Annotated in this window: 18 protein-coding genes and 1 other RNA gene; 16 read left to right on the top strand and 3 right to left on the bottom strand. The window is 63.9% G+C overall.

From position 1 onward, the window contains the following. Window positions 1–3 precede the first annotated feature (3 nt). Complete coding sequence (gene metH / locus KF794_11030; GenBank protein ID QYK44312.1) at window positions 4–3,744, top strand: methionine synthase; 3,741 nt, start codon at window positions 4–6, stop codon at window positions 3,742–3,744. Window positions 3,745–4,198: 454 nt separating this feature from the next. Here metH and rnpB read toward each other — a convergent pair. The 3 genes from rnpB to KF794_11015 form a co-directional block, all read right to left on the bottom strand. Next, window positions 4,199–4,571, bottom strand: an RNA gene (rnpB, locus tag KF794_11025) — RNase P RNA component class A. A gap of 135 nt (window positions 4,572–4,706) precedes the next feature. Continuing rightward, window positions 4,707–5,321, bottom strand: coding sequence for a transglycosylase SLT domain-containing protein (locus KF794_11020; protein ID QYK44311.1), 615 nt, complete (start codon window positions 5,319–5,321; stop codon window positions 4,707–4,709). A gap of 193 nt (window positions 5,322–5,514) precedes the next feature. Then, window positions 5,515–6,363 carry an N-acetylmuramoyl-L-alanine amidase gene (locus tag KF794_11015; GenBank protein ID QYK44310.1) on the bottom strand — a complete coding sequence of 283 codons (849 nt, stop codon included), beginning with the start codon at window positions 6,361–6,363 and terminating at the stop codon, window positions 5,515–5,517. A 28-nt stretch (window positions 6,364–6,391) separates the two neighbouring features. On the opposite strand from KF794_11015, the gene KF794_11010 reads away from it, so the two are divergent. The 15 genes from KF794_11010 to KF794_10940 all read left to right on the top strand — a co-directional run bounded on the left by KF794_11010 (window position 6,392) and on the right by KF794_10940 (window position 24,735). After that, window positions 6,392–9,130 (top strand): DUF2339 domain-containing protein, encoded by a 2,739-nt coding sequence (locus tag KF794_11010; GenBank protein ID QYK44309.1) that lies wholly within the window; start codon window positions 6,392–6,394, stop codon window positions 9,128–9,130. A 219-nt stretch (window positions 9,131–9,349) separates the two neighbouring features. Further along, window positions 9,350–9,820, top strand: a complete 471-nt coding sequence (mraZ, locus tag KF794_11005) for a division/cell wall cluster transcriptional repressor MraZ (protein ID QYK44308.1) — start codon at window positions 9,350–9,352, stop codon at window positions 9,818–9,820. Then, complete coding sequence (gene rsmH, locus KF794_11000) at window positions 9,817–10,851, top strand: 16S rRNA (cytosine(1402)-N(4))-methyltransferase RsmH (protein QYK44307.1); 1,035 nt, start codon at window positions 9,817–9,819, stop codon at window positions 10,849–10,851. The genes mraZ and rsmH overlap by 4 nt, the downstream gene beginning before the upstream one ends. Continuing rightward, entirely contained in the window at window positions 10,851–11,219 is a 369-nt protein-coding gene (locus KF794_10995; protein ID QYK44306.1) for a hypothetical protein, read from the top strand. Before rsmH ends, KF794_10995 begins: the two co-directional genes overlap by 1 nt. Then, the gene (locus KF794_10990; GenBank protein QYK44305.1) at window positions 11,219–12,928 is read left to right on the top strand and encodes a penicillin-binding protein 2; all 1,710 of its coding nucleotides are present in this window, start codon (window positions 11,219–11,221) and stop codon (window positions 12,926–12,928) included. The genes KF794_10995 and KF794_10990 overlap by 1 nt, the downstream gene beginning before the upstream one ends. Window positions 12,929–12,952: 24 nt before the next feature. Next, the gene (locus KF794_10985) at window positions 12,953–14,392 is read left to right on the top strand and encodes a UDP-N-acetylmuramoyl-L-alanyl-D-glutamate--2,6-diaminopimelate ligase (protein QYK44304.1); all 1,440 of its coding nucleotides are present in this window, start codon (window positions 12,953–12,955) and stop codon (window positions 14,390–14,392) included. After that, window positions 14,389–15,822 (top strand): UDP-N-acetylmuramoylalanyl-D-glutamyl-2,6-diaminopimelate--D-alanyl-D-alanine ligase, encoded by a 1,434-nt coding sequence (locus tag KF794_10980; protein ID QYK44303.1) that lies wholly within the window; start codon window positions 14,389–14,391, stop codon window positions 15,820–15,822. Before KF794_10985 ends, KF794_10980 begins: the two co-directional genes overlap by 4 nt. An 11-nt stretch (window positions 15,823–15,833) precedes the next feature. Next, complete coding sequence (mraY, locus tag KF794_10975) at window positions 15,834–16,916, top strand: phospho-N-acetylmuramoyl-pentapeptide-transferase (protein QYK44302.1); 1,083 nt, start codon at window positions 15,834–15,836, stop codon at window positions 16,914–16,916. Window positions 16,917–16,920: 4 nt separating this feature from the next. Beyond that, complete coding sequence (locus tag KF794_10970; protein ID QYK44301.1) at window positions 16,921–18,312, top strand: UDP-N-acetylmuramoyl-L-alanine--D-glutamate ligase; 1,392 nt, start codon at window positions 16,921–16,923, stop codon at window positions 18,310–18,312. A gap of 15 nt (window positions 18,313–18,327) precedes the next feature. Further along, on the top strand, window positions 18,328–19,476 hold the full coding sequence (locus KF794_10965; GenBank protein QYK44300.1) for a cell division protein FtsW: 1,149 nt from the start codon (window positions 18,328–18,330) through the stop codon (window positions 19,474–19,476). Further along, window positions 19,473–20,585, top strand: a complete 1,113-nt coding sequence (gene murG, locus KF794_10960; protein QYK44299.1) for an undecaprenyldiphospho-muramoylpentapeptide beta-N-acetylglucosaminyltransferase — start codon at window positions 19,473–19,475, stop codon at window positions 20,583–20,585. The genes KF794_10965 and murG overlap by 4 nt, the downstream gene beginning before the upstream one ends. 13 nt (window positions 20,586–20,598) lie before the next feature. Further along, entirely contained in the window at window positions 20,599–22,002 is a 1,404-nt protein-coding gene (locus tag KF794_10955; GenBank protein ID QYK44298.1) for a UDP-N-acetylmuramate--L-alanine ligase, read from the top strand. Then, entirely contained in the window at window positions 22,002–22,931 is a 930-nt protein-coding gene (gene murB / locus KF794_10950; GenBank protein ID QYK44297.1) for a UDP-N-acetylmuramate dehydrogenase, read from the top strand. The genes KF794_10955 and murB overlap by 1 nt, the downstream gene beginning before the upstream one ends. Then, on the top strand, window positions 22,928–23,848 hold the full coding sequence (locus KF794_10945; GenBank protein ID QYK44296.1) for a D-alanine--D-alanine ligase: 921 nt from the start codon (window positions 22,928–22,930) through the stop codon (window positions 23,846–23,848). The genes murB and KF794_10945 overlap by 4 nt, the downstream gene beginning before the upstream one ends. Next, window positions 23,845–24,735, top strand: a complete 891-nt coding sequence (locus tag KF794_10940; protein QYK44295.1) for a cell division protein FtsQ/DivIB — start codon at window positions 23,845–23,847, stop codon at window positions 24,733–24,735. The genes KF794_10945 and KF794_10940 overlap by 4 nt, the downstream gene beginning before the upstream one ends. Window positions 24,736–24,741 lie beyond the last annotated feature (6 nt).

Below are 24,741 nucleotides of genomic sequence, written 5' to 3'. Positions count from 1 at the left end.
AGTATGCGTACGCAGGACAATACGCTGACCCAGACCGAGCGCGCGCTTCGCAAGATCGCGAAGGAGCGCATTCTCGTGCTCGACGGCGCCTGGGGCACCATGATCCAGGAACTGAAGCTGGACGAAGCCGGCTATCGCGGTTCGCACTTCGATGCGTGGAATCGCGACATCAAGGGCAACAACGACGTCCTCAATATCACGCGGCCGGATTCCATTCGTGACATCTGCCTGATGTATTACCGCGCGGGCGCGGATATCTGTTCGACCAACACCTTCTCCTCGACCTCGATCGCGCAGGCCGACTACGGCATGGAGTCGTACGTCTATGAGCTGAACGTGCAGGGCGCGAAGCTCGCGAAAGAAGCCGCTGTGATCATGGAGAAGGAAGACGGCCGCAAGCGTTACGTCGCGGGCGCGCTGGGTCCAACCAACCGCACCGCGTCGATTTCGCCGGACGTTTCCAATCCGGGCTTTCGCGCCACTTCGTTCGACGAATTGGCGAGCGCATATCACGAACAGACGCGCGGCCTCATGGACGGCGGTGCGGACATCATCCTGATCGAGACGATCTTCGACACGCTGAACGCAAAGGCCGCGATCTTCGGCGTCGAAAAGCTGTTCGACGAGCGCGGCGTGCGATTGCCGATCATGATTTCCGGCACGATCACCGATCTTTCCGGCCGCACGCTGTCCGGCCAGACGCCGACCGCGTTCTGGAATTCGGTGATGCACGCGAAGCCGTTTTCGGTAGGCCTCAACTGCGCGCTCGGCGCGAAGGAAATGCGCGCGCACATCGCCGAACTCGGCAAGGTCGCGGAGACGCTGATCTGTGCCTATCCGAACGCGGGCCTGCCCAACGAGTTCGGTCTTTACGACGAAAGCCCGGAATACATGGCGAGCCTGATCGAGGAGTTCGCCGCTTCAGGCCTCGTCAATATCGTCGGCGGTTGCTGCGGCACCACACCGGACCACATCGCCGCGATCTGCGGCGTCACGCGCAGCAAGAAGCCGCGCGAGATTCCCGAATTGCCGAAGCGGCTGCGGCTTTCCGGCCTTGAGCCGTTCGAGCTCACGCCGGAAATTCCGTTCGTCAACGTGGGCGAGCGCACCAACGTCACCGGCTCGGCGAAATTCCGCAAGCTGATCACCGACAACAAGTACGACGAGGCGCTCGCGGTCGCGCGCGAGCAGGTCGAGAACGGCGCGCAGGTCATCGACGTCAACATGGACGAAGGCCTGCTCGATTCCGAGAAGGCGATGGTCGATTTCCTCAACCTGATCGCGTCGGAGCCGGACATCGCCAAGGTGCCGGTGATGGTCGACTCCTCGAAGTGGTCGGTGATCGAGGCGGGCCTGAAATGCATTCAGGGCAAGGGCATCGTCAATTCGATCTCGATGAAGGAAGGCGAAGAGATATTCAAGCATCAAGCGCGTCTCGTGCGCCGTTACGGCGCGGCAGTCGTCGTGATGGCGTTTGACGAGCAGGGGCAGGCCGACACGGTCGAGCGCAAGACGGAAATCTGCGCGCGCGCGTACCGGATTCTGACGGAAGAAGTCGGTTTCCCGCCGGAAGACATCATCTTCGATCCGAACATCTTCGCGGTCGCGACCGGCATCGAGGAACATGCGGGCTATGGCGTCGCCTTCATCGAGGCGACGCAGATCATCCGCCAGAAGCTTCCGCACGCACATATTTCGGGCGGCGTATCGAACCTGTCGTTCTCGTTCCGCGGCAATGAAACGGTGCGTCAGGCGATGCACGCGGTGTTTCTCTATCACGCCATCAAGGCCGGGATGGACATGGGCATCGTCAACGCGGGGCAGCTCGCGCTCTATGACGATATCCCGGCGGAACTGCGCGACGCCTGCGAAGACGTGGTGCTGAATCGCCGCGCGGATGCGACCGAGCGGCTGCTGGCGCTCGCCGAGAAATTCAAGGGCGCTGGCGGCGAGAAGAAGGAAGCCGATCTCAAGTGGCGGGCATGGCCGGTCGAGAAGCGACTGGAACATGCGCTGGTCAACGGCATCACCGAGTTCATCGACGGCGACACGGAAGAAGCGCGCGCAGCCGCCGCGAAACCGCTCGACGTGATCGAAGGTCCGCTGATGGCGGGCATGAACGTGGTCGGCGATCTGTTCGGCGCAGGCAAGATGTTCCTGCCGCAAGTGGTCAAGTCCGCGCGCGTGATGAAGCAGGCGGTCGCCTACCTGATGCCGTTCATGGAAGAAGAGAAGCGGCGCACCGGCGTCGCCGCGAAATCGAACGGCAAGATACTGCTCGCGACGGTGAAGGGCGATGTCCATGACATCGGCAAGAACATCGTCGGCGTCGTGCTCCAGTGCAACAACTACGAGATCGTCGATCTCGGCGTGATGGTGCCGGCCGCGAGGATCCTCGAAACCGCGCGCAAGGAAGGCTGCGATATCATCGGGCTGTCGGGGTTGATCACGCCGTCGCTCGAAGAGATGGCGCATGTCGCGAGCGAAATGGAGCGCGAGGGCTTCGACCTGCCGTTGCTCATCGGCGGCGCTACTACGAGCCGCGTGCATACAGCAGTGAAGATTTCCCCGAATTATCGCCGCAGCCAGGCGGTGCACGTGCTGGACGCCAGCCGCGCGGTCGGCGTGGTGTCGAAGCTCATCAACCCGGATACGCGCGTGATCGAACTCGACAGCGTGCGTAAGGAATACGAGAAGGTTGCGGAAGCGCACGCGCGCGGCTCGCAGGAGCAGCGCCGTATTTCGATCGCGGATGCGCGAGCGAACAAGATCAAACTGGAATTCTCCACCGGCCAGACGCACAAGCCGGCCTTCCTCGGCACGAAAGAGTTTGTGCAATACGATCTCGCCGAACTGGTGCCTTGCATCGACTGGACGCCGTTCTTCCAGTCATGGGAATTGACCGGCCGCTATCCGCAAATCTTCGACGATCCGAAGCAGGGCGAGGCCGCGCGCACGCTCTATAACGACGCGAAAGCGTTGCTCGGCCGTATCGTGAAGGAGAAGTGGTTCGAGGCGCGCGCCGTGATCGGCTTCTGGCCCGCGAACGCGCAGGGCGACGATGTCGTTCTCTACAAGGACGATACGCGGAAAGAGAAGCTCGCGACGTTCCATACCTTGCGACAGCAGATGCCGAAGCGCGAGACGCGCGCGAACATCGCGCTCGCGGATTTCGTCGCGCCGGTGGAAACCGGCGTGCCGGATTATGTGGGCGCGTTCGTCGTCACCGCGGGCATCGGCGAGGACGAGAAGGCGGACGAGTTCAAGAAGAAGAACGATGATTACAGCGCGATCCTCGTGAAGGCGCTGGCGGATCGTCTTGCGGAAGCTTTCGCCGAGCGGATGCACCAGCGCGTGCGCAAGGAGTTCTGGGGCTACGCACCGGATGAAACGCTCTCGAACGAAGACCTGATTGCGGAGAAGTATCGCGGCATCCGCCCTGCGCCGGGCTATCCGGCGCAGCCGGATCACACCGAGAAGGCGACGATCTTCCGGCTGCTCGACGCAACGAAGGCCACCAGCGTCGAACTCACCGAATCTTTCGCGATGTGGCCGGGTGCCGCCGTGTCGGGCCTCTACTTCGGCCATCCGGAAGCGGCGTATTTCGGCGTGGGCCGTATCGACCGCGATCAGGTCGAGGATTACGCCGAGCGCAAGGGCTGGACCGTGAAAGAGGCGGAGCGCTGGCTTGCGCCGCTTCTCTCTTATGACCCGGCGCGCATCCCGCGCGAAGCCGCAGAATAAACGACCCAGCCGGCTTACTCGCCCCTAGGTTAGCGTTACCTAGAAGCACCATTTTTTGCGTGTGCCGGGCTGCGGGGCGGGCAAAAATAAAAAACGCCGGAAAGCCATGCTTCCCGACGCCTCTTCGCTGCGAAATCGAACTGTTGGTTCAGATGATCCTGAACAGAACCGCCCCAACAAACGCGAAGGCGGCAAAGATAGCGAGTACGTCAATCCGGCGGGCGAGATACATAGGAAGTCTCCCCTTAGGTTGAGCTTGCCCCAAGGCTGCCAGCGGGCAGGTCCGGAGGAAAGCGGAAAAATCAGCCGAAAGTCGTGGTCCGCTGCTTAACTCCTGATCGCGCAGGGTTGTTCCTTTGAAATGGATTGTGAATAAGGTAATTTAATACCGTCATTTTTCGTCGATTTGTAATGGGCGAAGGCCCGGCGGTCGTCCCGCCGGGCCTCCTCATCAGGCATCAGCCGGCCTGTAAGCCGGGTTCTGTAAGGCGGGGTTGCCCCCACGTGGCAGCCATTCCTCTGGGACGTTTGTCGCCAAACGCCTCGAGCAGCCAACCCGGATGACTGGTCCGAAGAGAACCGGCTTAAAGCCGCGTCATCCCTATTTGGCTTTGCTCCCGGTGGGGTTTGCCGTGCCGCCGCCGTTGCCGGCAGCGCGGTGCGCTCTTACCGCACCTTTTCACCCTTACCCTGCGCGAACGCGGGGCGGTTCGTTCTCTGTGGCACTTTCCCTGGGGTCGCCCCCGCCGGACGTTATCCGGCACCGTTTCTCCGTGGAGCCCGGACTTTCCTCGACGCTTGCGCGCCGCGGCTGCCCGGCCGACTGACGCCGTTCAGATGAAGGCTGCCGTGTTCTGCGTCAAGGATCGGCGTTCGCCGTGCTTGCGAGAGCGTAAACGAAAGAGGGCGGACCGAAGTCCGCCCTCTCTCTACACAACGCTACGCTACTAATTCCGGCGCGCTTAGTTCGACGCCATGATGCCGCGCACCTTGGCGCAGTAAGCGTTCGCGGCGGGGGTCATACGGTTCACCGCGTGGCCGCCCTGATACTTCATGATCGCGCCGCACGGCGTGGAGCCGCCGAGCTTCCAGCTCATGGCGAGATACTTCATGCCCCATTGCAGATTGGTGTCGGGATCGTAGAGCGCTTCGCGCGAGCCGGTGTAACCGATGCCGCGCGCGGTCTCGAACTTGATCTGCATGAGGCCGACTTCGCCCTGACGTCCGGTCGCGCGCGGATTGTAGTTGCTCTCGACGCGGACGATGGCGCGCGCGAAAGAGGCAGGGATGCCGTTCGCGCTCGCATGTTTGTCGATCAGTGCGATGATGTTCGCGTTCGCGCCTTGCGGTTGCGCGGCGGCCGGCGTGTTGACCGGCGCGGCAGGCTGAAGCGCGCCTTGCGGCTGTTCGAGATCCTGCGTGCGCGGCGTCTCGTTCAGGTCCGCGGTCTGCGTGGGCTGCATTGCATTTTCAGGAAGCGGGTTCCGATCCATCGGATCGGCGATAACGGGCGCGCTCAACGCACATAAAATGAAAGCGAGCGCTGCCGGGCGCAGCGCAGGACTGGTCAGGTTCATTCGTGATTCCTCTTGCCCCGTTGACGTGGCGCAAAAGGCTTTCCGAACGCGGCTGCAATCGGACCGCCGCCCAACCATTTTGTGATGATTTCGCGGCAAGCGAAACGATGTTTCAAAGTTCCCCTCTCTCGCGACTCGATGTTGCGAATGATGGAACTTCGCGGAACGTAGTTCGTTCCGCGTGACGCGCGATTCAGGCGGGCCGCGACGCGAGCAGGCGCTCCAGTGTGCGCAACGTCGAATGATCGGCGATGCCGTCGACGCGCGCAGGACGGAAGTGGCGCTGGAACGCGGTCACGACCGCGGTGGTGAGTTCGTCGAACTCGCCGTTGGTTGGAACGCCGTAGCCGTACTCTTTCAGTGCTGCCTGCATCGCGGAGATGGCTGCGCCCGAGTCGCCGGGCTTCAGCAGCGCACCGTCGCCGATCGCGAACGGCGCAATCCAGTGACCAACGCCGGCTTCATAGAGCGGCTCCCATGGAAACAGCTCGCCAGGATCCTGCTTGCGTGTCGGCGCGACGTCGGAATGTGCGAGCACCCTTGTCGGCTTGATCTTGTGACGCGCGACGATGTCGAAGCAAAGCTCCGTCACGGCCTCCATCTGCTCGTCCGGAAAATCGCGATAGCCGTGCTCGTGTCCGGGGTTGACGATCTCGATGCCGATGGAGCGCGAGTTGATGTCGGTGGTGCCTTCCCACGACGAAACGCCCGCGTGATGCGCGCGCAATTTTTCCGGCACGAGCTGAACGATGCTGCCGTCTTCTTCCACGAAGTAATGCGAGGAGACTTTGCTTTCGGCGTCGCACAGCCGCGCAAGCGCGCTCGGCCCGTCTTTCATGCCGGTATAGTGCAGAAGCAGAATGTCGGCGGCGCAGGTGCGCTCCGATGTGTTCGGGGAGGGCGAGATTGCTCCGACGCATGCGGCGTCCGGTTCGAATTTATTCTGCACGGCGGCACCCGTTTGAAGCGGAGAAGATGCCGGAAAAAACTGTTCGTTGCATCCGTGCGCCGCTTCGCTTTCTTTCCGGCGCTGGAGTAGCATCACGCGAAGGAAAAGGTAGGGGGTTGTGATGGAATTCGTGCTGCTTGGGCTTCTGGCCCTGGCCTTGCCGGTCATGGCCATCGTCGCCTTCATCCTTGTGCTCGCGCATGGCGGGCGGCTGAACAAAATCGAGAATCAGCTTCGCGAATTGCAGCAGCGGCTCGGTACGGAGCCGCTCACGCCGCGTCCGCCAATGACACCCGCGCAAACCGCCGCGACCGCGCGGCCTGCGGTGGTCCGCGAAATGCCGGCGGCGGATGCGCCTCCTGTGTCCGCGGCTGCCACCGAAACACCGCCGCCCGCACAGCCGGTTTCGCCGCAGCCGCATCCTGCCGCGCCCGCACCGCGTCAGGCGCGCCCGCCACGTCCGCCTGTCCCTCCGCGCCCGCAGAGCGATGTGAGTTTCGAGGAACGCTTCGGCACGCGCTGGGTGGTTTGGGTCGGCGGCCTTGCGCTTGCGCTCGGCGGCATTTTCCTCGTGCGTTATTCCATCGAAGCGGGATTGATCGGTCCTGCGGCGCGAATCTTTCTGGGCGCATTGTTTGCCGCCGCGTTGGTCGCGGCGGGCGAATGGCAACGGCGGAAAGAAGGTAACGCGAAAGCGGCTGCATTCGCTGCCGCGAACATTCCCGCCATTCTCACCGCGGCAGGTACGGCGGTGGCGTATGCGACGGTGTACGCGGCTTACGCGCTCTACGGCTTCCTCGTTCCGGCCAATGCTTTCATCCTGCTCGGCGTCGTTGCGCTTGGCACGCTGGCGGCTGCGCTTCTGCACGGACCGATGCTCGCCGGCCTTGGGCTGATCGGCGCGTATGTCGCGCCGATGCTGGTCTCTACTGCCGCGCCGAATTACTGGGCGCTTTATATCTATCTCGCCATCGTCACGGCGGCGGCGTTCGCACTGGCGCGTATTCGCCTGTGGCGCTGGCTTGCGATCGCGGCGGTCGCGTTCGGCGTGTTCTGGATGTTGCCGGGCATCGGCTTCGCCGCCTATGTCGCGCCCCACATTTTCCATGGCGTCGCGGGCTTCGCGCTTGCGGGGGCGCTCATCGTATCGGGATTGTTGTACGGGCCGTCCGCGCAACCGGGAAAGGTGGATGCGATTTCTTCCGCGTCCATCGCGGCCTATGTGTTTGCACTCGCGCTGCTGGTGCTTGCGCGCAACCATGAAGACGCGGCGCTCTATGCCTTCGCCGTGTTGTGCGCGCTGACGTTGCTGGTGGCGTGGCAGGCGGAGTCCGCGCTCGGTGCGGTGCCGCTGGCTGCGATCATGGCCTCAGGGGTTATCGCGCTGTGGTCGGTGCAACTCTCGTTCTCGCCGGGCTTCGTGACGCAAGGCGTCAGCGGCGTCGGAGACGCGAACGAAATGCCGAAGGCGCTCTACGGTTCGCACCTCTGGCTGGGAGGAACGCTCGCGTTGTTGTTCGGCGGCTTAGGGTTCGTCGCGCAGACAAGAACGCGCAGCACGTTGCAAGCGGTTTTGTGGGCGGCGGGCGCCGTGATTGCGCCGGTCGCAATCCTTGCCGCACTTTATTATCGCATCGCGCATTTCCAGCTTTCGTATCAGTTTGCCGCGGTCGCGATGGCGCTGGCCGCTCTCTATGCATTCGCGACCGAAGTGCTGGGGAAACGCGAGCAGCCGGGGGCATCTTCCGCCGCCGCGGCGTTCGCGACCGGCAGCATCGTATCGCTCGCGCTCGGCCTGACGTTCGCGCTGGAGAAAGGCTGGCTTACGGTTGCGCTGGCGCTGATGACGGCGGGCATTGCGTGGGTCGCGGACAAGCGCAATTTCCCATTCCTGCGCTGGCTGGCAGTGGGCGCATGCATTCTCGTCGCTGCGCGCGTGGCATGGGATCCGCGCATCGCGGGCAGCGATCTCGGCACGACGCCGGTTTTCAACTGGCTGCTGTGGGGCTACGGCGTGCCGGCGCTCGCGTACTGGGCGGCGGGTTGGCTGCTGCGCAAGCGCGCCGACGATTTCCCGGCGCGCATGGCGGACTCGCTCGCGATCCTGTTCACGGTGCTGTTCTTCTCGCTCCAGATTCGCCACTACATCAACGGCGGCGACCTCTATCGCTACACCGCGCCGCTCGCAGAACTCGCGCTCAACGTCTGCGTGGGCCTCGGCATGGCGATCGGCCTCGAACGGCTGCGCATGGTGACGAAAAGCATCGTGCACGATCTCGGTGCGCAGATCATCGCCGCGTTCACACTGATCGGCATCGTGGTCGGGCTGTTGTTCGTGGACAATCCATACTTCACTGGCGACTCCGTCGGCACGGGCCGCTTCTTCAATCTCGTGCTGCTCGGCTACCTGTTGCCCGCGATCCTCGCGGGCGCGCTCGCGATCACCTACCAACGGACGCGGAACGAAACCTTCCGCAACGTCGCGGCGATCACGTCGATTGTCCTCGCGCTGGCCTATCTCACGCTACAGGTCCGCGCGCTGTTCCAGGGGCCGGCGCTTTCCGGTCCCGCGATGAGCGACGCCGAAGGCTACACCTATTCAGCGGTGTGGCTGACCTTCGCGGTGTTGCTGCTGCTCATCGGCATCGTGCGGCAGTCGAAGGCGGTGCGGCTCGCTTCCGCGGCGGTGATGCTGCTGACCATCGCCAAGGTCTTCATGATCGACATGGCGGGGCTGACCGGCGTCTGGCGAGCCTTCTCATTCATCGGTCTGGGGGCCGTGCTGGTCGGGATTGGGCTGCTCTATCAGCGACTTCTGTTCCCGAAGAAGCCGATCTCTCCCGCGCAAACCGAATCTTAAGCCTTACGGCGCGTTAATCGTCTGGGGAAAAGCCGCGCTCCCGCGCGGCCTTTCGCCGTTCGCAGCGTTCGGTTCGTTGACGGCCATATAGTCCCATGGTATCCCAAATCATCCCGCTCCGGTCCAAAGCCGATCCGGTTGGGGGGCGAGGCAGCTTCTCGCCGCTCCAGCACTCGCGCGCGTTCGTGGACGGGAAGTGTTGTTGCGTCGAGCGTTCCGATGAACCGCTTTCTGTCGACCTTCACCATGCGATTGGACGCCAAAGGCCGCGTTTCGATTCCAGCTCCCTTCCGGGCGGTGCTGGCGCGCGACGGCTTCGAGGGACTGCACTGCCATCCGGCGCTGGATCGTCCGGCGGTGGATGCGGGGGGCACGGCCCTGCTCGAGGAAATCCAGTCGCTGATCGACCGCTATCCGCCGTTTTCGGAAGAGCGGGAGGAATTCTCGGCGGCGCTTTTCGGGCGCAGCGAGAACCTGAAGCCGGATTCGGAAGGCCGCATCGTTCTGACCGAGACGCTGAAGACGCACGCGCAGATTTCGGACGCGGTGACCTTCGTTGGCCTCGGCCACAAGTTTCAGCTGTGGGAGCCGGAGCGCTTCCGCAGCCATTTGACGGACGCGACCGAGAAAGTCCGCGCCTACCGGCGGGCGCTCGGCGCGCAGGCAAAACCTTCCGGAGCATCGGGATGACGGCGGGCCGCAGCCGCCCGGAAACGGGCGCTGCTGGCGGACCGGCTCGCCATCTTCCCGTGATGCTCCGGGAGGTTGTTGCTTCCCTTCGCCCGAAAGACGGCGGCAAATACATCGACGCAACCTTCGGCGCGGGCGGACATTCGCGCGCGCTGCTCTCGGCGGCGAATTGCGAAGTGCTCGGCTTCGACCGCGATCCGCGCACGGTCGCGCAATCGGCGCTCTCCGTCAGCGAGTTCGGCGGGCGGCTGACGGTTGTCGAAGCGAATTTCTCCGAACTGCCGGAGATCGCACCGCGCCACGGCTTCGAGCGCGTTGACGGCATCCTGTTCGATTTCGGCGTTTCCTCCATGCAGTTCGACGAAGCGGGCCGGGGATTTTCCTTCCGCTTCGACGGTCCGCTCGACATGCGCATGAGCGCGCGGGGCCTGAGCGCGGCGGATGTCGTGAATACTTTTTCCGAGAAAGACCTCGCCCGCATCATCTCGCTGCTCGGCGAGGAGAAGAAGGCGCGCTTCGCGGCGCAGGCCATCGTGCAGAAGCGCGCGGAGAAGGAAATCAGCAGCACCGGCGAACTCGCGGACATTCTCCGCGCGGCGATACGCACCAAACCGGGCGACATCGATGCCGCGACGCGGACGTTTCAGGCGCTGCGCATCTATGTGAACGACGAACTCGGCGAGATCGGCGCGGGGCTGCACGCTGCGGAGAACCTGCTGAACGCGGGCGGACGCCTTGCCGCGATCTCGTTCCATTCGCTCGAAGATCGCCTGGTGAAGACGTTCCTGAACGAGCGCGCGCAACCGGCGAAGCCTTCGCGCCACGCGCCTGCCGCAAAAGAAATCGCGCCGTCGTTTACGCTGGTCGGACGCAAGCCGCTGGTTGCTTCCGAAGACGAAGTGAAAATGAATCCGCGTGCGCGCTCCGCCAAGCTGCGGGTGGCCGAACGCACGGACGCGCCCGCGCCGGAAGGCGACCCCATCGCGGCGCTGCTTGCGAAGCTGCCTTCGCATTACCGGGAGGAGCGCTGATGCTTCGGCTTCTCCATGTGATGCTGGTGATGGGACTGGTCGGCTCGGCGGCCTATGTCTACGACATCAAGTATGACGCGACAGCCGAAGCGCAGCAGGCGCAGAAGCTGCGCAATGAAATCGCGCGCGAGCGGGACATGATCGCGAGTGCGCGCGCGGAATGGGGCAAGCTGTCCTCGCCCGACCGCATTCAGGCGCTGGCCGAGCGTCACCTTAAAATGAAGCCGATCGACCCGTGGCGTTTCGGATGGGTCGCGACCTTGCCGGAACGGCCGAAGCCCGCCGATCCGATCGGCAACATCCTGCAAACGCTTCCCGGCGAAACCCCGCAACCCGACGAAGTACCCACCGGATCGGTGCAGCAGTAATGCGTAACATGAACGGTATCCGGCATTTCCTTCGCCATCTCAGCATGCGCGACAGCGGCACGGGCGTTGCCCGCAAGCGGATCGTGTTGCTGATCGCGATGTTCGTCTGCGTCTATGCCGTGATCGCGGGACGTCTCATCCATCTCGGCGTCACGCGCGAGGCAAGCGCGGCGCAACGCCAGCGCACCGCGGAAGCGGTCGCGCAGGCGCGCCCTGACGTTTACGACCGCAAGGGACGCCTGATTGCGTCCGACGTGCGCACGCCGTCGCTGTTCGCAGAGCCGAAGCGCATCATCGACGTGGACGAGGCGGCGGAACTGCTTACCAGGACGCTGCCCGATCTCGACATTCACGAAGTGCGCGCGCGGCTGCGCTCGAAGCGCTACTTCGCGTGGCTGCGGCGTGAAATCTCTGCCGACCAGCAACGCGCGGTGCATCGCCTCGGTTTGCCGGGTATCGGCTTCCTGAAGGAATACAAGCGCGTCTATCACAATGGTCCGCTCGCCTCGCATGTGCTGGGGCAGGTGAACGTCGATAATCAGGGCATTGCGGGTCTGGAGAAGTGGATCGACGCGCGGGGTTTAAGCGCGCTGCATCTCGCGGGCCTCGCGACGAACCACAATCTCGCGCCGGTCGAGATCGCGCTTGATCTCGACGTGCAGCAGGCGGTGCGCGACGAATTGCTGACGGCGCTGAAGCGCTTTCAGGCGCAGGCCGCGAACGCCATCGTGCTCGACGTGAATACCGGCGAGATCGTTTCGATGGTCTCGCTGCCCGACTTCGACCCGAACCTTCCCGGTTCGCCGAAGGACAAGAACCGCTTCAACCGCCTGATGACCGGCGTGTTCGAGATGGGTTCGACCTTCAAGGCGCTCACCATCGCGATGGCGCTCGATTCCGGCCGCGCCACGCTCAACTCCAGTTTCGACGCGACGCAGCCGCTGAAATACGGCCGGCACACGATCCACGACTTCCATCCGCAGCGCCGAGTGCTGACGCTGCCGGAAGTATTCACTTATTCGTCGAACATCGGTTCGGCGCGCATCGCGCTCGCCGTCGGCGTCGATGGACATAAGGCATTCCTGAAGAAGCTGGGTCTGCTCGACCGGCTGCGTACCGAGTTGCCTGAAAGCGCTGCGCCGCTGGTGCCGAAGAACTGGGGCGAGATCAACACCGTTACCATCGCGTTCGGACACGGGCTTTCGGTTTCGCCGTTGCAGGCAGTGATGGCGACCGCCGCGCTGGTAAACGGCGGCTATCTCATTCCCCCGACCTTCATGAAGCGCACCGAGAAGGAAGCGCGCGACCTCGGTACGCGCGTGATCCGCCAGAGCACCAGCGATGCGATGCGCTATCTGCTCCGTCTCAATGTCGAGAAGGGCAGCGGCCGCCGCGCGGATGTCGAAGGCTATCTGGTCGGCGGCAAGACCGGCACGTCCGAGAAAGTGAACGGCGGGCGCTACGACAAGAACAAGCTGATGACTGCGTTCATGGGCGTGTTCCCGTCCGATAAGCCGCGCTATCTGGTTCTCGTCATGCTCGACGAACCGAAGAAGGAAGCGGGTGCGCCCGCCGCGACCGCCGGCCTCAATGCCGCTCCGGTCGCAGGCAGGATCATCCAGCGCATTGCGCCGCTGCTCGGCGTTGAGCCAAGGCAGAATCTTCCGGCCGCTCAATCGCTGCTTTCGACGCGCAACGCATCGAATTAAAGTGGGCGTCAGCCGGAGAATCGGATGGCTGCCACGCATTCCCTGCGAGACCTGACCGGCGCGGAAGCGCCCGATATTCGCGTGAGCGGCATTACTGCAGATAGCCGCGCGGTGGAGCGTGGGTTCGCGTTCTTTGCCGTGCCGGGAGCGAAGGCGGACGGCATGCAGTTCGCCGCCGACGCGCTGGCAAAAGGTGCGGGCATCATCGTCGGAGAGGCGGAGCGCCCCGCGCATATTCCCGCTGATCGTTATATGAAAGTTGTGGACGTGCGCCGCGCGCTTGCGCTTGCTGCCGCGAAGTTTTTTCCGCGCCAGCCGGCAACGATTGTCGCGGTTACCGGTACGAACGGGAAAACGTCCGTTGCTTCCTTCGTGCGCCAGATCTGGACCGCGCTTGGCGAACAGGCTGCAAGCGTCGGCACGGTCGGCCTCGTTACGCCGAAGGGTGAAACATCCGGCAGCCTGACCACGCCCGATCCGGTCGGCCTCCACAAACTGCTCGACCGCCTCGCGGGCGAAGGCGTGACCCACATGGCGATGGAGGCGTCGTCGCACGGTCTCGACCAGAAGCGGCTCGACGGTGTGCGGCTTTCGGCGGGGGCGTTCACGAACCTGACGCGTGATCATCTCGATTATCACCGGACGTTCGACGATTACCGCGCGGCGAAGCTGCGGCTGTTCGATACGCTGTTACCTGCAGGCACGGCGGCCATTGTCGATGCCGACGAGGACGAAGCGGCGAAGTTTGTTGAAGCCGCGAAGGCGCGGGGCTTGCGGATTTTCACCGTGGGACGCGCGGGCGAGAATCTCAAACTGGTTTCGGCCACGAATAATGGCTTCGAGCAGCGGCTCGAAATTTCTGCGAACAAGAAACCGTATAGCGTCACGCTTCCGCTGGTCGGTGCGTTTCAGGTTTCCAACGCGCTGGTCGCGGCCGGCCTTGCCATCGCAACCGGCTCGGAGCCGGGCGCGGTTTTGGCGGCGCTGGAGAACCTCAAAGGCGCTTCCGGCCGCCTCGAACTGGCGGGCAAGAAGAACAACGCGCCGATCTTCGTCGATTACGCGCATACGCCGGATGCGGTCGAGATCGCGCTGCGCGCGTTGCGGCCCTATGTGAAGGGTAAGCTCGCGGTGGTGCTGGGTGCGGGCGGGGACCGCGATCCGGGCAAGCGCCCGCTGATGGGGGCGGCTGCCGCGAAACATGCGGACATCGTCTATGTCACCGACGACAATCCGCGCAGCGAAGACCCGGCGTTGATCCGCAGCGCGATTCTCGCCGCCGCGCCGGACGCCATCGAGATCGGCGACCGCATGGAAGCGATCAAGACGGCGGTGTGCGCGCTGAAAGATGGTGACGTGTTGCTCGTCGCCGGGAAAGGTCACGAAAGCGGCCAAATCCTGCGCGACCGGACCATACCGTTTACGGATCACGCTGCGGTCAAGGCCGCGCTTGAGGGGCAATGAGCGCGCAACCGCTTTGGACGACCGGCAAGCTGACGGATGCCGCGCGCGGCACTTTGCGTGGCATGAGCGGCGCAGAGGCGGTTACCGGCATTTCCATCGACACGCGGAGCATCGCTCCCGGCGAGGCGTTCTTCGCCATCAGGGGCGACCGCCTCGACGGCCATGAATATGCGAACGCCGCGCTGGAGCGCGGTGCTTCCGTTGCGGTGGTCGAAGAAGCGTTCGCGGCGAAGCAACCTTCAAATGCACGATTGATTGTCGTGAACAATACGCTGGAAGCGCTGCGCAATGCGGGCGTTGCCGCGCGCGCGCGTTCGGGGGCGAAGATTGTCGCCGTCACCGGCTCTGTGGGCAAGACCAGCACCAAGGAAGCGCTACGCATCGCGCTTGGCGCGAGCGGCGAAGTGCACGCATCTGCCGCCTCGTTCAACAATCACTGGGGCGTGCCGCTGTCGCTTTCGCGTTTGCCGGAAGCGGTGAAGTTCGGCGTCTTCGAAATCGGGATGAACCACGCGGGCGAGATCGAACCGCTGGTGAAGATGGTTCGTCCGCATGTCGCGATCGTCACGACCGTCGAGCCGGTGCATCTGGAGCATTTCTCCGGCATTGAGGCGATTGCCGATGCGAAGGCGGAAATCTTTCTGGGACTGGAGCCGGGCGGCGCGGTGTTGCTTTATCGCGACAATCCGCAATACGCGCGGCTCGCGGAATCAGCGAAGCGCGCGAAGGCGGGCCATGTTCTTTCTTTCGGCGAACACGAAAGCGCCGACGTGCGGCTGCTCGATGTCGCGCTGAAGGAAGATGCGAGCGCCGCGCACGCACTCGTTCTCGGCGACGAGGTGATGTTCAAGCTCGGCGCGCCCGGCAAGCATCTGGTGATGAATGCGCTCGCCGTGCTGGCGGCCGTGAAACTCATGGGCGCTGATCTCGCGAAGGCCGCGCTCGCGCTCGGCGATTACACGCCGCCGCAGGGCCGCGGCCGCCGCGTGCCGCTGCAGCTTCCGGGCGGCTCCGGCTTGCTGATCGACGAGAGCTACAACGCCAATCCCGCTTCCATGCGCGCGGCAATCGAGGTGCTTTCCCGCGCGCCGCTGGGTAACGGCGGGCGCAGGATCGCGGTGCTCGGCGATATGTTGGAACTCGGAGAGGAAGGGCCGGCGCTCCATGCCGGGCTTGCCGCACCTCTGGCCAATGGCGGAATCGATCTTGTGTTCTGTTCCGGGCCTTTGATGCGTTCGCTGTGGGATGCCCTTTCCCCCGGACAGCGCGGCGGCTATGCGGAGAGCGCCGCCGAACTTGAACCGGATGTGATTTCTGCCCTGCGCGGCGGGGATGCGATTATGGTCAAGGGATCGAACGGCAGCCGCATGGGGCCGCTTGCGGCCAGCATTGCGCAGAAATTCGGCATGCCGGCAAAAGTATCGGCCTAGGGAGAGACAAGTTGTTTTACTGGCTCGCGCAGTTTTCCGACACGATCCCCGGCTTTAACGTCTTCCGCTACATCACCTTCCGCACCGGCGGCGCGGTGGTGACCGCGCTGTTGTTCGTGTTCCTGTTCGGGCCCGGCATCATCGCGCAGCTTCGCATCAAGCAGGGCAAGGGCCAGCCGATCCGCAGCGACGGACCGCAATCGCACCTTTCGAAGAAGGGCACGCCCACCATGGGCGGGCTGATGATCCTCTCCGGCCTCATCGTCTCGACGCTGCTGTGGGCCAACCTCTCGAACCTTTATGTCTGGGTCGTGCTTGGCGTGACGGTCTCGTTCGGCACAATCGGTTTCTACGACGACTACCTGAAGGTGAAGCGCCAGACGCATGGCGGCCTTTCGGGGCGCGCGCGCATCGTGCTCGAAGTCGTGATTGCGATGATCGCGGTCTATGCGATTACGCGCATCTCGCAGCCGAACCTCGCCTATTCGGTGGCGGTGCCGTTTCTGAAGGATTTTTTCGTTCCGCTCGGCTGGGGCATCCTGTTGTTCGGCGCGTTCGTCATTGTCGGCGGCGGCAATGCGGTGAACCTTACCGACGGCCTCGACGGCCTCGCCATCGTGCCGGTGATGATCGCGGCCGCGAGCTTCGCGCTGATCGCTTATCTTGTCGGCAACGCCGTGTTCGCGGGCTACCTGCAAATCCAGCACGTGCCGCGCGCGGGTGAACTCGCGGTGATCTGCGGCGCGGTGATCGGCGCGGGTCTCGGCTTCCTGTGGTTCAACGCGCCGCCCGCGCAGATTTTCATGGGCGACACCGGCTCGCTCTCGCTCGGCGCGCTACTCGCGACGATTGCGGTCGCCACCAAGCACGAGATCGTGCTCGCGGTGATCGGCGGACTGTTCGTGCTCGAAGCAATCTCGGTCATCGTGCAGGTGATCTCGTTCAAGCTCACCGGCAAGCGCGTGTTCAAGATGGCGCCGATCCATCATCACTTCGAGCAGCTCGGCTGGACCGAGGCGCAGGTCGTGATCCGCTTCTGGATCGTTGCAGTGGTGCTGGCGCTGATCGGTCTTTCCACCCTCAAGCTGCGCTGAGCGGATGACTCCCGTCACGACATTCCGGGACCGCACGGTTGCGGTGTTCGGTCTTGGTGCGAGTGGTCTCGCCACCTGCGAAGCCCTGCGTGCCGGCAGCGCGAACGTGATCGCGTGGGACGATACGCCTTCGAGCGTCGCGAAAGCGCAGGCGCGCAACATTCCTACGCAGGATTTGCGCGAAGCAGACTGGAGCGGGATTAGCGCGCTGATCCTTGCGCCGGGCGTGCCGCTGACGCATCCGGTGCCGCACTGGACGGTCGGCCTCGCCCGCAACAACGCCGTCGAGGTGATCGGCGACATCGAGTTGTTTTGCCGCGAGCGTCGCGCGATAGCGCCGCATGCGTCTTTCGTTGCGATCACAGGCACCAACGGCAAATCCACCACCACCGCGCTGATCGCGCACATCCTGCAAAGCGCGGGACGCGAGGTTGCGCTCGGCGGCAATCTCGGCACGCCTATTCTTGCGCTTGAACCTCCCGCGCCGTCGCGCATCCATGTCATCGAGTGTTCTTCGTTCCAGATCGACCTCACGCCGTCGATCGACCCTTCGGTCGGCGTGCTGCTGAATCTTTCGCCCGATCACATCGACCGCCACGGTACGATGGAGAACTACGCGCGCATCAAGGAGCGGCTGATCGCAAGCGTGCAGGCAAACGGTACCGCGGTCGTCGGCGTGGACGATAATCTATCCGCGGCGGTGGCGGATCGTGCGGAGCGGGCAGGTGGCAGCGTGGTTCGCATTTCCGTGCGGCGGCCGCTTTCGGATGGCATCTATCTCGAAGGCGAACGGATCGTGCTGGCGGGCGGCGGCGCCGTGCTCTACTCCGCGCCGCTTGCAGGCATCGGCAGTTTGCGCGGCACGCATAACGCACAGAATGCAGCCTGCGCCTTCGCCGCCACGCGCGCGCTCGGCATTCCCCCGGAAACGATTGCGAACGCGCTCAAATCCTTCCCCGGCCTTGCGCACCGGATGGAAGAAGTCGGCCGCAAGGGCAATGTGCTGTTCATCAACGACTCGAAAGCCACCAATGCCGATGCCGCGGCTCGCGCACTTGCGAGCTTCACCGATATTTTCTGGATCGCGGGCGGCAAGGCGAAGGAGGGCGGCATCGCCGATCTCGCCGGATATTTCCCGCGTATAAAAAAGGCCTATCTGATCGGCGAGGCGGCGGAGCCATTCGCGCGGCAGATCGGCGCGGTTCCGCACGTCATCTCCGGCACACTGGAGCGGGCGCTTGCGGAAGCCGCCAAGGACGCGGAAGCCTCGAATTCCGCGCATCCGGTGGTGCTGCTGTCGCCGGCCTGTGCCTCCTACGACCAGTTCCCGAACTTCGAGGTCCGGGGAGATACGTTCCGTTCACTGGTTGCTTCTATGGTCAAATCCGGGGCTTGAAGCGACGGGTTTTCAATGGTTTCGCGCGCGAAACGCACGCTGTTCGGCGAGTGGTGGTGGACGGTGGACCGCACGCTCCTCGGCGCGCTGGCGGCAATCGTATTCCTCGGCATCGTGCTGTTGCTTGCGGCCAGCCCGCCGCTGGCGACGCGCCTCGGCGTCGATCCGTTCTATTTCGTGAACCGGCAGGCGTTCTACCTGATCCCCGCATTCGCGGTGATGATCGGCGCCTCGCTGCTGACACCGCGGCAGATCCGGCGCGTGGCGCTGATCGTGTTCGTGGTCAGCTTCGTGCTGGTGTTGCTGACGCTGTTCATCGGCGCGGAAGTGAAGGGCGCGCGGCGCTGGCTCAGCATCTTCGGCGTGAGCTTGCAGCCGTCCGAACTTCTGAAGCCATCGTTCATCGTGCTTTCCGCATGGGCTTTCTCGGAAAGCAAGCGCAATCCGGAAATGCCGTCCACCGCGCTGGCGTTCGGTTCGCTGATCGCGGTGATGATTTTGCTCGTGCGCCAGCCCGACATCGGCCAGACGGTTTTGATCGCGCTCGCGTGGTGCGCGCTGTTTTTCGTATCGGGCCTGCGCTGGGTGTGGGTCGGCGGGCTGATCGGCACGGCGCTGTTCGGATTTCTCGCGGCCTATTCGACCATTCATCACGTCAGGAAGCGCGTGGATCGCTTCCTCGATCCTGCTTCCGGCGACACCTTCCAGATCGATACCGCGATTGAATCGTTCCTGCGCGGCGGTTGGCTGGGACGCGGGCCGGGCGAAGGCACGGTGAAGCGTATTCTCCCCGACGGTCACGCCGACTTCATCTTCGCGGTCGGCGCGGAGGAATTCGGCATCGTGCTGTGCCTCATCCTCGTTGCGCTGTTCGCTTTCGTGGTGATCCGTTCGCTGATGCATGCCGCGCGCGAGGAAGACCCGTTCGTGCGGCTCGCCATCGTCGGCATCGCGATCCTGTTCGCACTGCAATCCTCGATCGCGATGGCGGTGAACCTGCATCTCATCCCGTCGAAGGGCATGACGCTGCCGTTCGTCTCCTATGGTGGTTCGTCGCTAATCTCGCTCGCCTTCGGCATGGGCATGTTGCTGTCGCTGACGCGCAAGCATCCGCGTTTGCGCGCCTATGACGAGGAAATGCCCGCGGAAGGCGCGCGCGCATGAACGAAGGCGCGAAAGCGCCGCTCATCCTGCTGGCGGCGGGCGGTACCGGCGGGCATCTGTTCCCTGCGGAAGCGCTCGCTGGCGTGCTGAAACAGCGCGGCTATCGCGTCGATCTCGTTACCGATGATCGCGCCGCAGCTTATGCGAACAAATTTCCGGCAGGCGACCTTCATATCGTTCCCGCAGATACATTGCGCGGTGGAAATCCGTTGCGTCTTGCGTTGACGTTTTTCCGTCTTGGCATCGGCACGCTGCGTTCGATCTTTCTGCTCCTGAAGTTGAAACCGAAGGCGGTCGCGGGGTTCGGCGGCTATCCGACCTTGCCGCCGATGATCGCGGCGCGAATCCTTTTCATTCCCACCGTCATCCACGACGCGAATGCGGTGATGGGACGAGCCAATCGTCTGCTCGCGAAGTTCTCGACCGCGATTGCGACCGGCTATCCCGCTGCCGCAACCGGCGCGCTCGAACACAAGGCGACCTTCACCGGCAATCCGCTGCGTCCAGCGGTCGCGGAAGCGGCAAAGCAGGATTTCCCGGTGCTCGCTGGCGATGCCCCGCTCAAACTCGTCGTGTTCGGCGGCAGCCAAGGGGCGCGGGTGATGAGCGAGATCGTGCCCGCCGCCATCGGCAATTTGCCGGACCCGATCCGCGCGCGCATTTCTCTCGTGCAGCAATGCCGGCAGGAAGACCTCGAAGAAACCCGCGCGGCTTACCGGCGCATGAATGTCGCTGCCGAGCTTGCGCCGTTCTTCTCCGATTTGCCGAAGCGTATCGCGGACGCACATCTCGTGATCGGCCGCTCCGGGGCGAGCACCGTCTCCGAGCTTGCCGCCATCGGGCGTCCGTCGATCCTCGTGCCGCTGCCCGGTGCACTCGACCAGGATCAACTCGCCAATGCTTCCGCGCTGGCGGCGGCGGGCGGCGCCATCGTGATCCGGCAACCCGACTTCACCTCCGAGCGGCTCGCCACCGAACTGACCGCATTGTTCGGCGATCCGGCGCGGCTGGCTACGATTGCCGGTAACGCGAAAAAGGCGGGCCGCCTTGATGCTGCCGAACGGCTTGCCGATCTGGTGTCGAAGGTGGCAGGAGTAGCGCCACGATAACTGGCGCGGGCGCATGAAACTTCCCATCAAACTCGGCACGATTCATTTCGTCGGAATCGGCGGTATCGGCATGAGCGGCATCGCCGAGGTGCTGGCGAATCTCGGCTATCCCGTGCGCGGCTCGGATGTAGCCGAAAGCGCCAACGTGAAACGGCTGCGCGAGCGCGGCATCGGCGTCGTGGTCGGCCACAAGGCGGAAAACGTCGAAGGCGCGGAAGTGATCGTGGTTTCTTCCGCGATAAAGCGCGACAATCCGGAACTGATGGCTGCGCGCGCGAAGCGCGTGCCGGTGGTGCGGCGCGCGGAAATGCTCGCCGAATTGATGCGGCTGAAATCCTGCATCGCCATTGCGGGCACGCACGGCAAGACCACGACGACTTCGATGGTCGCGGCGCTGCTCGACGGCGGCGGGTTCGATCCGACCGTCATCAACGGCGGCATCATCAACGCCTACGGAACCAATGCGCGGATCGGCGCGGGCGACTGGATGGTGGTGGAAGCCGACGAATCCGACGGCACGTTCCTGAAGCTGCCCGCGAATATCGCCATCGTCACCAATGTCGATCCGGAACATCTCGATCACTTCGGCACCTTCGACGAAGTGAAGAAGGCGTTCCGTTCGTTCGTGGAGAACGTGCCGTTCTACGGCTTCGCCGTGATGTGCATCGATCATCCCGTGGTGCAGGACATGGTCGGCACCATCGCGGACCGGCGCGTCATCACCTACGGCGAGAACCCGCAGGCGGATGCGCGCCTCGTCGATGTGAAGCTCGACGGCGGCATTGCGCAATTCGGCGTGCTGTTTCAGGCGCGCGAAGGCAAGCGCGAGCATCACATCAAGAACCTGAAACTCCCGATGCCGGGACACCACAACGCATTGAATGCGACGGCTGCAATCGCGGTCGCGCATGAGCTTGGCATCGGCGACGATAAAATCCGTACGGCGCTTGCCGGCTTCGGCGGCGTGAAGCGGCGCTTCACCAAAACCGGCGAGTGGAACGGCGCGGTGATCTTCGACGATTACGGGCATCACCCGGTCGAGATCGCTGCGGTGCTGAAAGCCGCTCGCGCATCTACGCAAGGCAAGGTGATCGCGGTCGTGCAGCCGCACCGCTACACGCGGTTGCAGGCATTGTTCGATCAGTTCTGCACGTGTTTCAACGACGCCGATCATGTGATCGTCGCGCCGGTCTATCCGGCGGGCGAAGCGCCGATTCCCGGCGTGGATCGTGATGCGCTGGCTGCGGGGCTCCGTGCGCGCGGCCACCGCGACGTGGATGCGCTCGATAGTCCAGAACAACTTGCGGGCAAGATCGCCGCGCTCGCGAAGAAGGGCGACTATGTCGTACTGCTTGGCGCGGGCAACATCACGCAGTGGGCCTATGCGTTGCCGGGCGAACTGGCGGCGAAGAAATAATGGCGTTTCCCGACCTTCTCCCCGAACTTGCCGCGAGTGCGCCGAAGCTGCGCGGACGCCTGCTCGCGAACCAGTCGCTTGCGGAAATTACATGGTTTCGCGTCGGCGGGCCGGCGCAGGTTTTGTTCACGCCCGCGGACGAGGAAGACCTCGCGTATTTTCTTGGCTGCGTTCCTAACCATCCGGTCACGGTGATCGGCCTTGGTTCGAACCTGATCGTGCGCGACGGCGGCGTGCCGGGGATCGTGGTGCGTCTCGCGCGCGGCTTCAATGAAGTGAAGGTCGATGGCGAGCTTGTCGTCACCGGCACGGCGGTTCCCGATGTGAAGGTCGCGCGCGCCGCGGCCGACGCTTCGCTCGCCGGTCTTGCGTTCTATCGCGGCGTACCGGGCGCGATCGGCGGCGCGCTGCGCATGAACGCGGGCGCGTATGGCGGTGAAACCAAGGATGCGCTGGTTGAAGCCCGCGCCATCGACCGCGCAGGCAAGCTCCATGTGCTTTCCAATGCCGACATGGGATTTTCCTATCGCCATTCTTCGCCGCCCGACGATTTCATTTTCACGCGCGCGGTCTATCGCGGCACGCCCGGCGATGCGGCAGCCATCGCAGCGGAAATGGAGAACATCACCGAGCGGCGCGAGGCGACGCAGCCGATCAAGAGTCGCACTGGCGGTTCCACGTTCAAAAACCCTCAAGGTCATAAAGCGTGGCAATTGATCGACGCCGCCGGTTGTCGCGGACTTGTGGTCGGCGATGCGCAGGTCTCTGAACTGCATTGCAACTTCCTCATCAACCGCGGCAATGCGACTGCCGCGGACGTCGAAGGTCTTGGCGAAGAAGTCCGCCGCCGCGTGAAGGAAAATTCCGGCGTGCAGCTTGAGTGGGAAATCAAGCGAATCGGCGTGACACCCGATAAGGTTCCGGCATGACGAAACACGTCGCGGTACTCATGGGCGGCTGGTCCGCGGAGCGGGAAGTGTCGCTGCGCTCCGGCGCAGCTTGCGCCGCCGCGCTGGAAGGCGAGGGCTATCGCGTCACCCGCGTCGACGTGGATCGCAACGTCGCCGGGACGCTGACGAAGCTGAAACCCGACGTCGCCTTCAACGTGCTGCACGGCGTCCCCGGCGAGGACGGCACCATCCAGGGCATGCTGGAGGTGCTCGGCATCCCGTACACGCATTCCGGCGTGCTCTCTTCGGCGCTGGCAATGGACAAAGGGCAGGCGCGGATCGCGATGCAAGCGGCCGGAATCCCGGTCGCCGAGGGCAGGGTCGTCACCCGCGAGGAAGCGGCGAAGGGTCACGTTCTGGAGCGGCCCTACGTGCTGAAGCCCGTCGCGGAAGGCTCCTCGGTCGGGGTCTTCATCGTGACGGCGGAACACGCCCACCCCCCGCAGGAACTCACCCGGTCAGACTGGAAACACGGGGAAAGGCTGCTGGCAGAGCGCTATATCCCCGGCATGGAACTCACCTGTGCCGTGATGGGGGACGAGGCCCTCGACGTCATCGAGATCGAGGCAGCCACGAGGTTCTACGACTACGAGGCCAAGTACGCCCCCGGCGGTTCCCGCCACATTCTTCCTGCGAGAATTAAACCGAATATTTACCAGAATGCCCGGAATCTGGCCCTCGCGGCGCATCGCGCTCTCGGCTGCCGGGGAATTAGCCGGGCGGATTTCCGTTTTGATAACCGCCCTGACGGTTCAGGCGAACTCTACTGCCTGGAAGTCAACACCCAACCCGGAATGACCGAGACGTCCTTGGTGCCCGAACTGGCCGCCTATCGCGGCCTGTCGTTTGGCGGGTTGGTGAAATGGATCGTGGAGGACGCTTCTCTGAATCGATGAGCCGCCGGGCTTCCCCCGACGGCGTGCTTGTCGCTGCGTCTCCTTCGCGCTTCACGCTTTTCTTCCGCCGCTTCCTCGTCCGCGCTTCGCAAAGCCGCGCGCCGCGTTATCTCGAAACCGCAATGCTTGCGTTCGTACTTGGCGGCGCAGGTTTCATCGGTGCCGTGCACGGCGGCCACATGCCGGTGGTGCGCGCGTTCCTCGGCGAAGTGGGCGACACGCTCGCGAACGTCGGCGGCTTCCGTGTTGTCGAGTCGGAAGTGCGCGGACATAACCGTCTGCGCCGCGACGACATTCTCGCGCAGGCGGGCGTAACGCCGACCACGTCGGTCGCATTCTTCAATGCGGCTTACGCGCGCGAGCAACTCAAGAAAAATCCGTGGATCGCCGATGCGGTGATCCGCAAGTTCTATCCCAGCCGTATCGAGATCGAAGTCACCGAGCGCGAGGCATTCGCGCTGTGGCAGCGCGACGGCAAGCTCGCAATCGTGGCGCGCGACGGTACGGTGCTGGAGGAAGTGAAGGACCGCCCCGAAAAGCTTCCGCTGGTCGTGGGCGAGGGCGCAGCGCAGGCGGCGGCGGAATTCCTCGCCGTGCTGGAGCGCTTCCCGGAAATCAAGAAGCAGGTTTACGGCGCGGTGCTGGTTGCGCAGCGGCGCTGGAATCTCCGCCTCGTCAACGGCGTCGATGTGCGCCTGCCCGAAGGCGATGTCGATGCCGCGCTGATGGCATTGACCGCGCTGGCGCGCGACCAGAAAATTCTCTCTCGCGACATCTCGGTGATCGATCTGCGCATCCCCGGTCAGGTCGTGGTGCGCATGTCGGATGCCGCCGCTGGCGCCTATGACGCGCAGCGCAAACCCGCGAAGCCGAAAGGTGCGTCATGAGCGCGT

This window comes from Xanthobacteraceae bacterium, from assembly GCA_019454205.1.
Lineage (GTDB): Bacteria > Pseudomonadota > Alphaproteobacteria > Rhizobiales > Xanthobacteraceae.
This window is presented reverse-complemented; position numbering and strand designations above follow the sequence as displayed.

Bases quoted from the DNA above. Each gene is read 5' to 3' on its own strand.
- KF794_11010 (QYK44309.1), top strand. From the start codon at position 6,392: ATGGAATTCGTGCTGCTTGGGCTTCTGGCCCTGGCCTTGCCGGTCATG.
- KF794_10970 (QYK44301.1), top strand. From the start codon at position 16,921: ATGACTCCCGTCACGACATTCCGGGACCGCACGGTTGCGGTGTTCGGT.
- KF794_10965 (QYK44300.1), top strand. From the start codon at position 18,328: ATGGTTTCGCGCGCGAAACGCACGCTGTTCGGCGAGTGGTGGTGGACG.
- KF794_11020 (QYK44311.1), bottom strand. From the start codon at position 5,321: ATGAACCTGACCAGTCCTGCGCTGCGCCCGGCAGCGCTCGCTTTCATT.
- KF794_10990 (QYK44305.1), top strand. From the start codon at position 11,219: ATGCGTAACATGAACGGTATCCGGCATTTCCTTCGCCATCTCAGCATG.
- murB (QYK44297.1), top strand. From the start codon at position 22,002: ATGGCGTTTCCCGACCTTCTCCCCGAACTTGCCGCGAGTGCGCCGAAG.
- murG (QYK44299.1), top strand. From the start codon at position 19,473: ATGAACGAAGGCGCGAAAGCGCCGCTCATCCTGCTGGCGGCGGGCGGT.
- KF794_10995 (QYK44306.1), top strand. From the start codon at position 10,851: ATGCTTCGGCTTCTCCATGTGATGCTGGTGATGGGACTGGTCGGCTCG.
- KF794_10980 (QYK44303.1), top strand. From the start codon at position 14,389: ATGAGCGCGCAACCGCTTTGGACGACCGGCAAGCTGACGGATGCCGCG.
- rsmH (QYK44307.1), top strand. From the start codon at position 9,817: ATGACGGCGGGCCGCAGCCGCCCGGAAACGGGCGCTGCTGGCGGACCG.
- KF794_11015 (QYK44310.1), bottom strand. From the start codon at position 6,363: ATGCTACTCCAGCGCCGGAAAGAAAGCGAAGCGGCGCACGGATGCAAC.
- KF794_10985 (QYK44304.1), top strand. From the start codon at position 12,953: ATGGCTGCCACGCATTCCCTGCGAGACCTGACCGGCGCGGAAGCGCCC.
- KF794_10940 (QYK44295.1), top strand. From the start codon at position 23,845: ATGAGCCGCCGGGCTTCCCCCGACGGCGTGCTTGTCGCTGCGTCTCCT.
- KF794_10955 (QYK44298.1), top strand. From the start codon at position 20,599: ATGAAACTTCCCATCAAACTCGGCACGATTCATTTCGTCGGAATCGGC.
- metH (QYK44312.1), top strand. From the start codon at position 4: ATGCGTACGCAGGACAATACGCTGACCCAGACCGAGCGCGCGCTTCGC.
- KF794_10945 (QYK44296.1), top strand. From the start codon at position 22,928: ATGACGAAACACGTCGCGGTACTCATGGGCGGCTGGTCCGCGGAGCGG.
- mraZ (QYK44308.1), top strand. From the start codon at position 9,350: ATGAACCGCTTTCTGTCGACCTTCACCATGCGATTGGACGCCAAAGGC.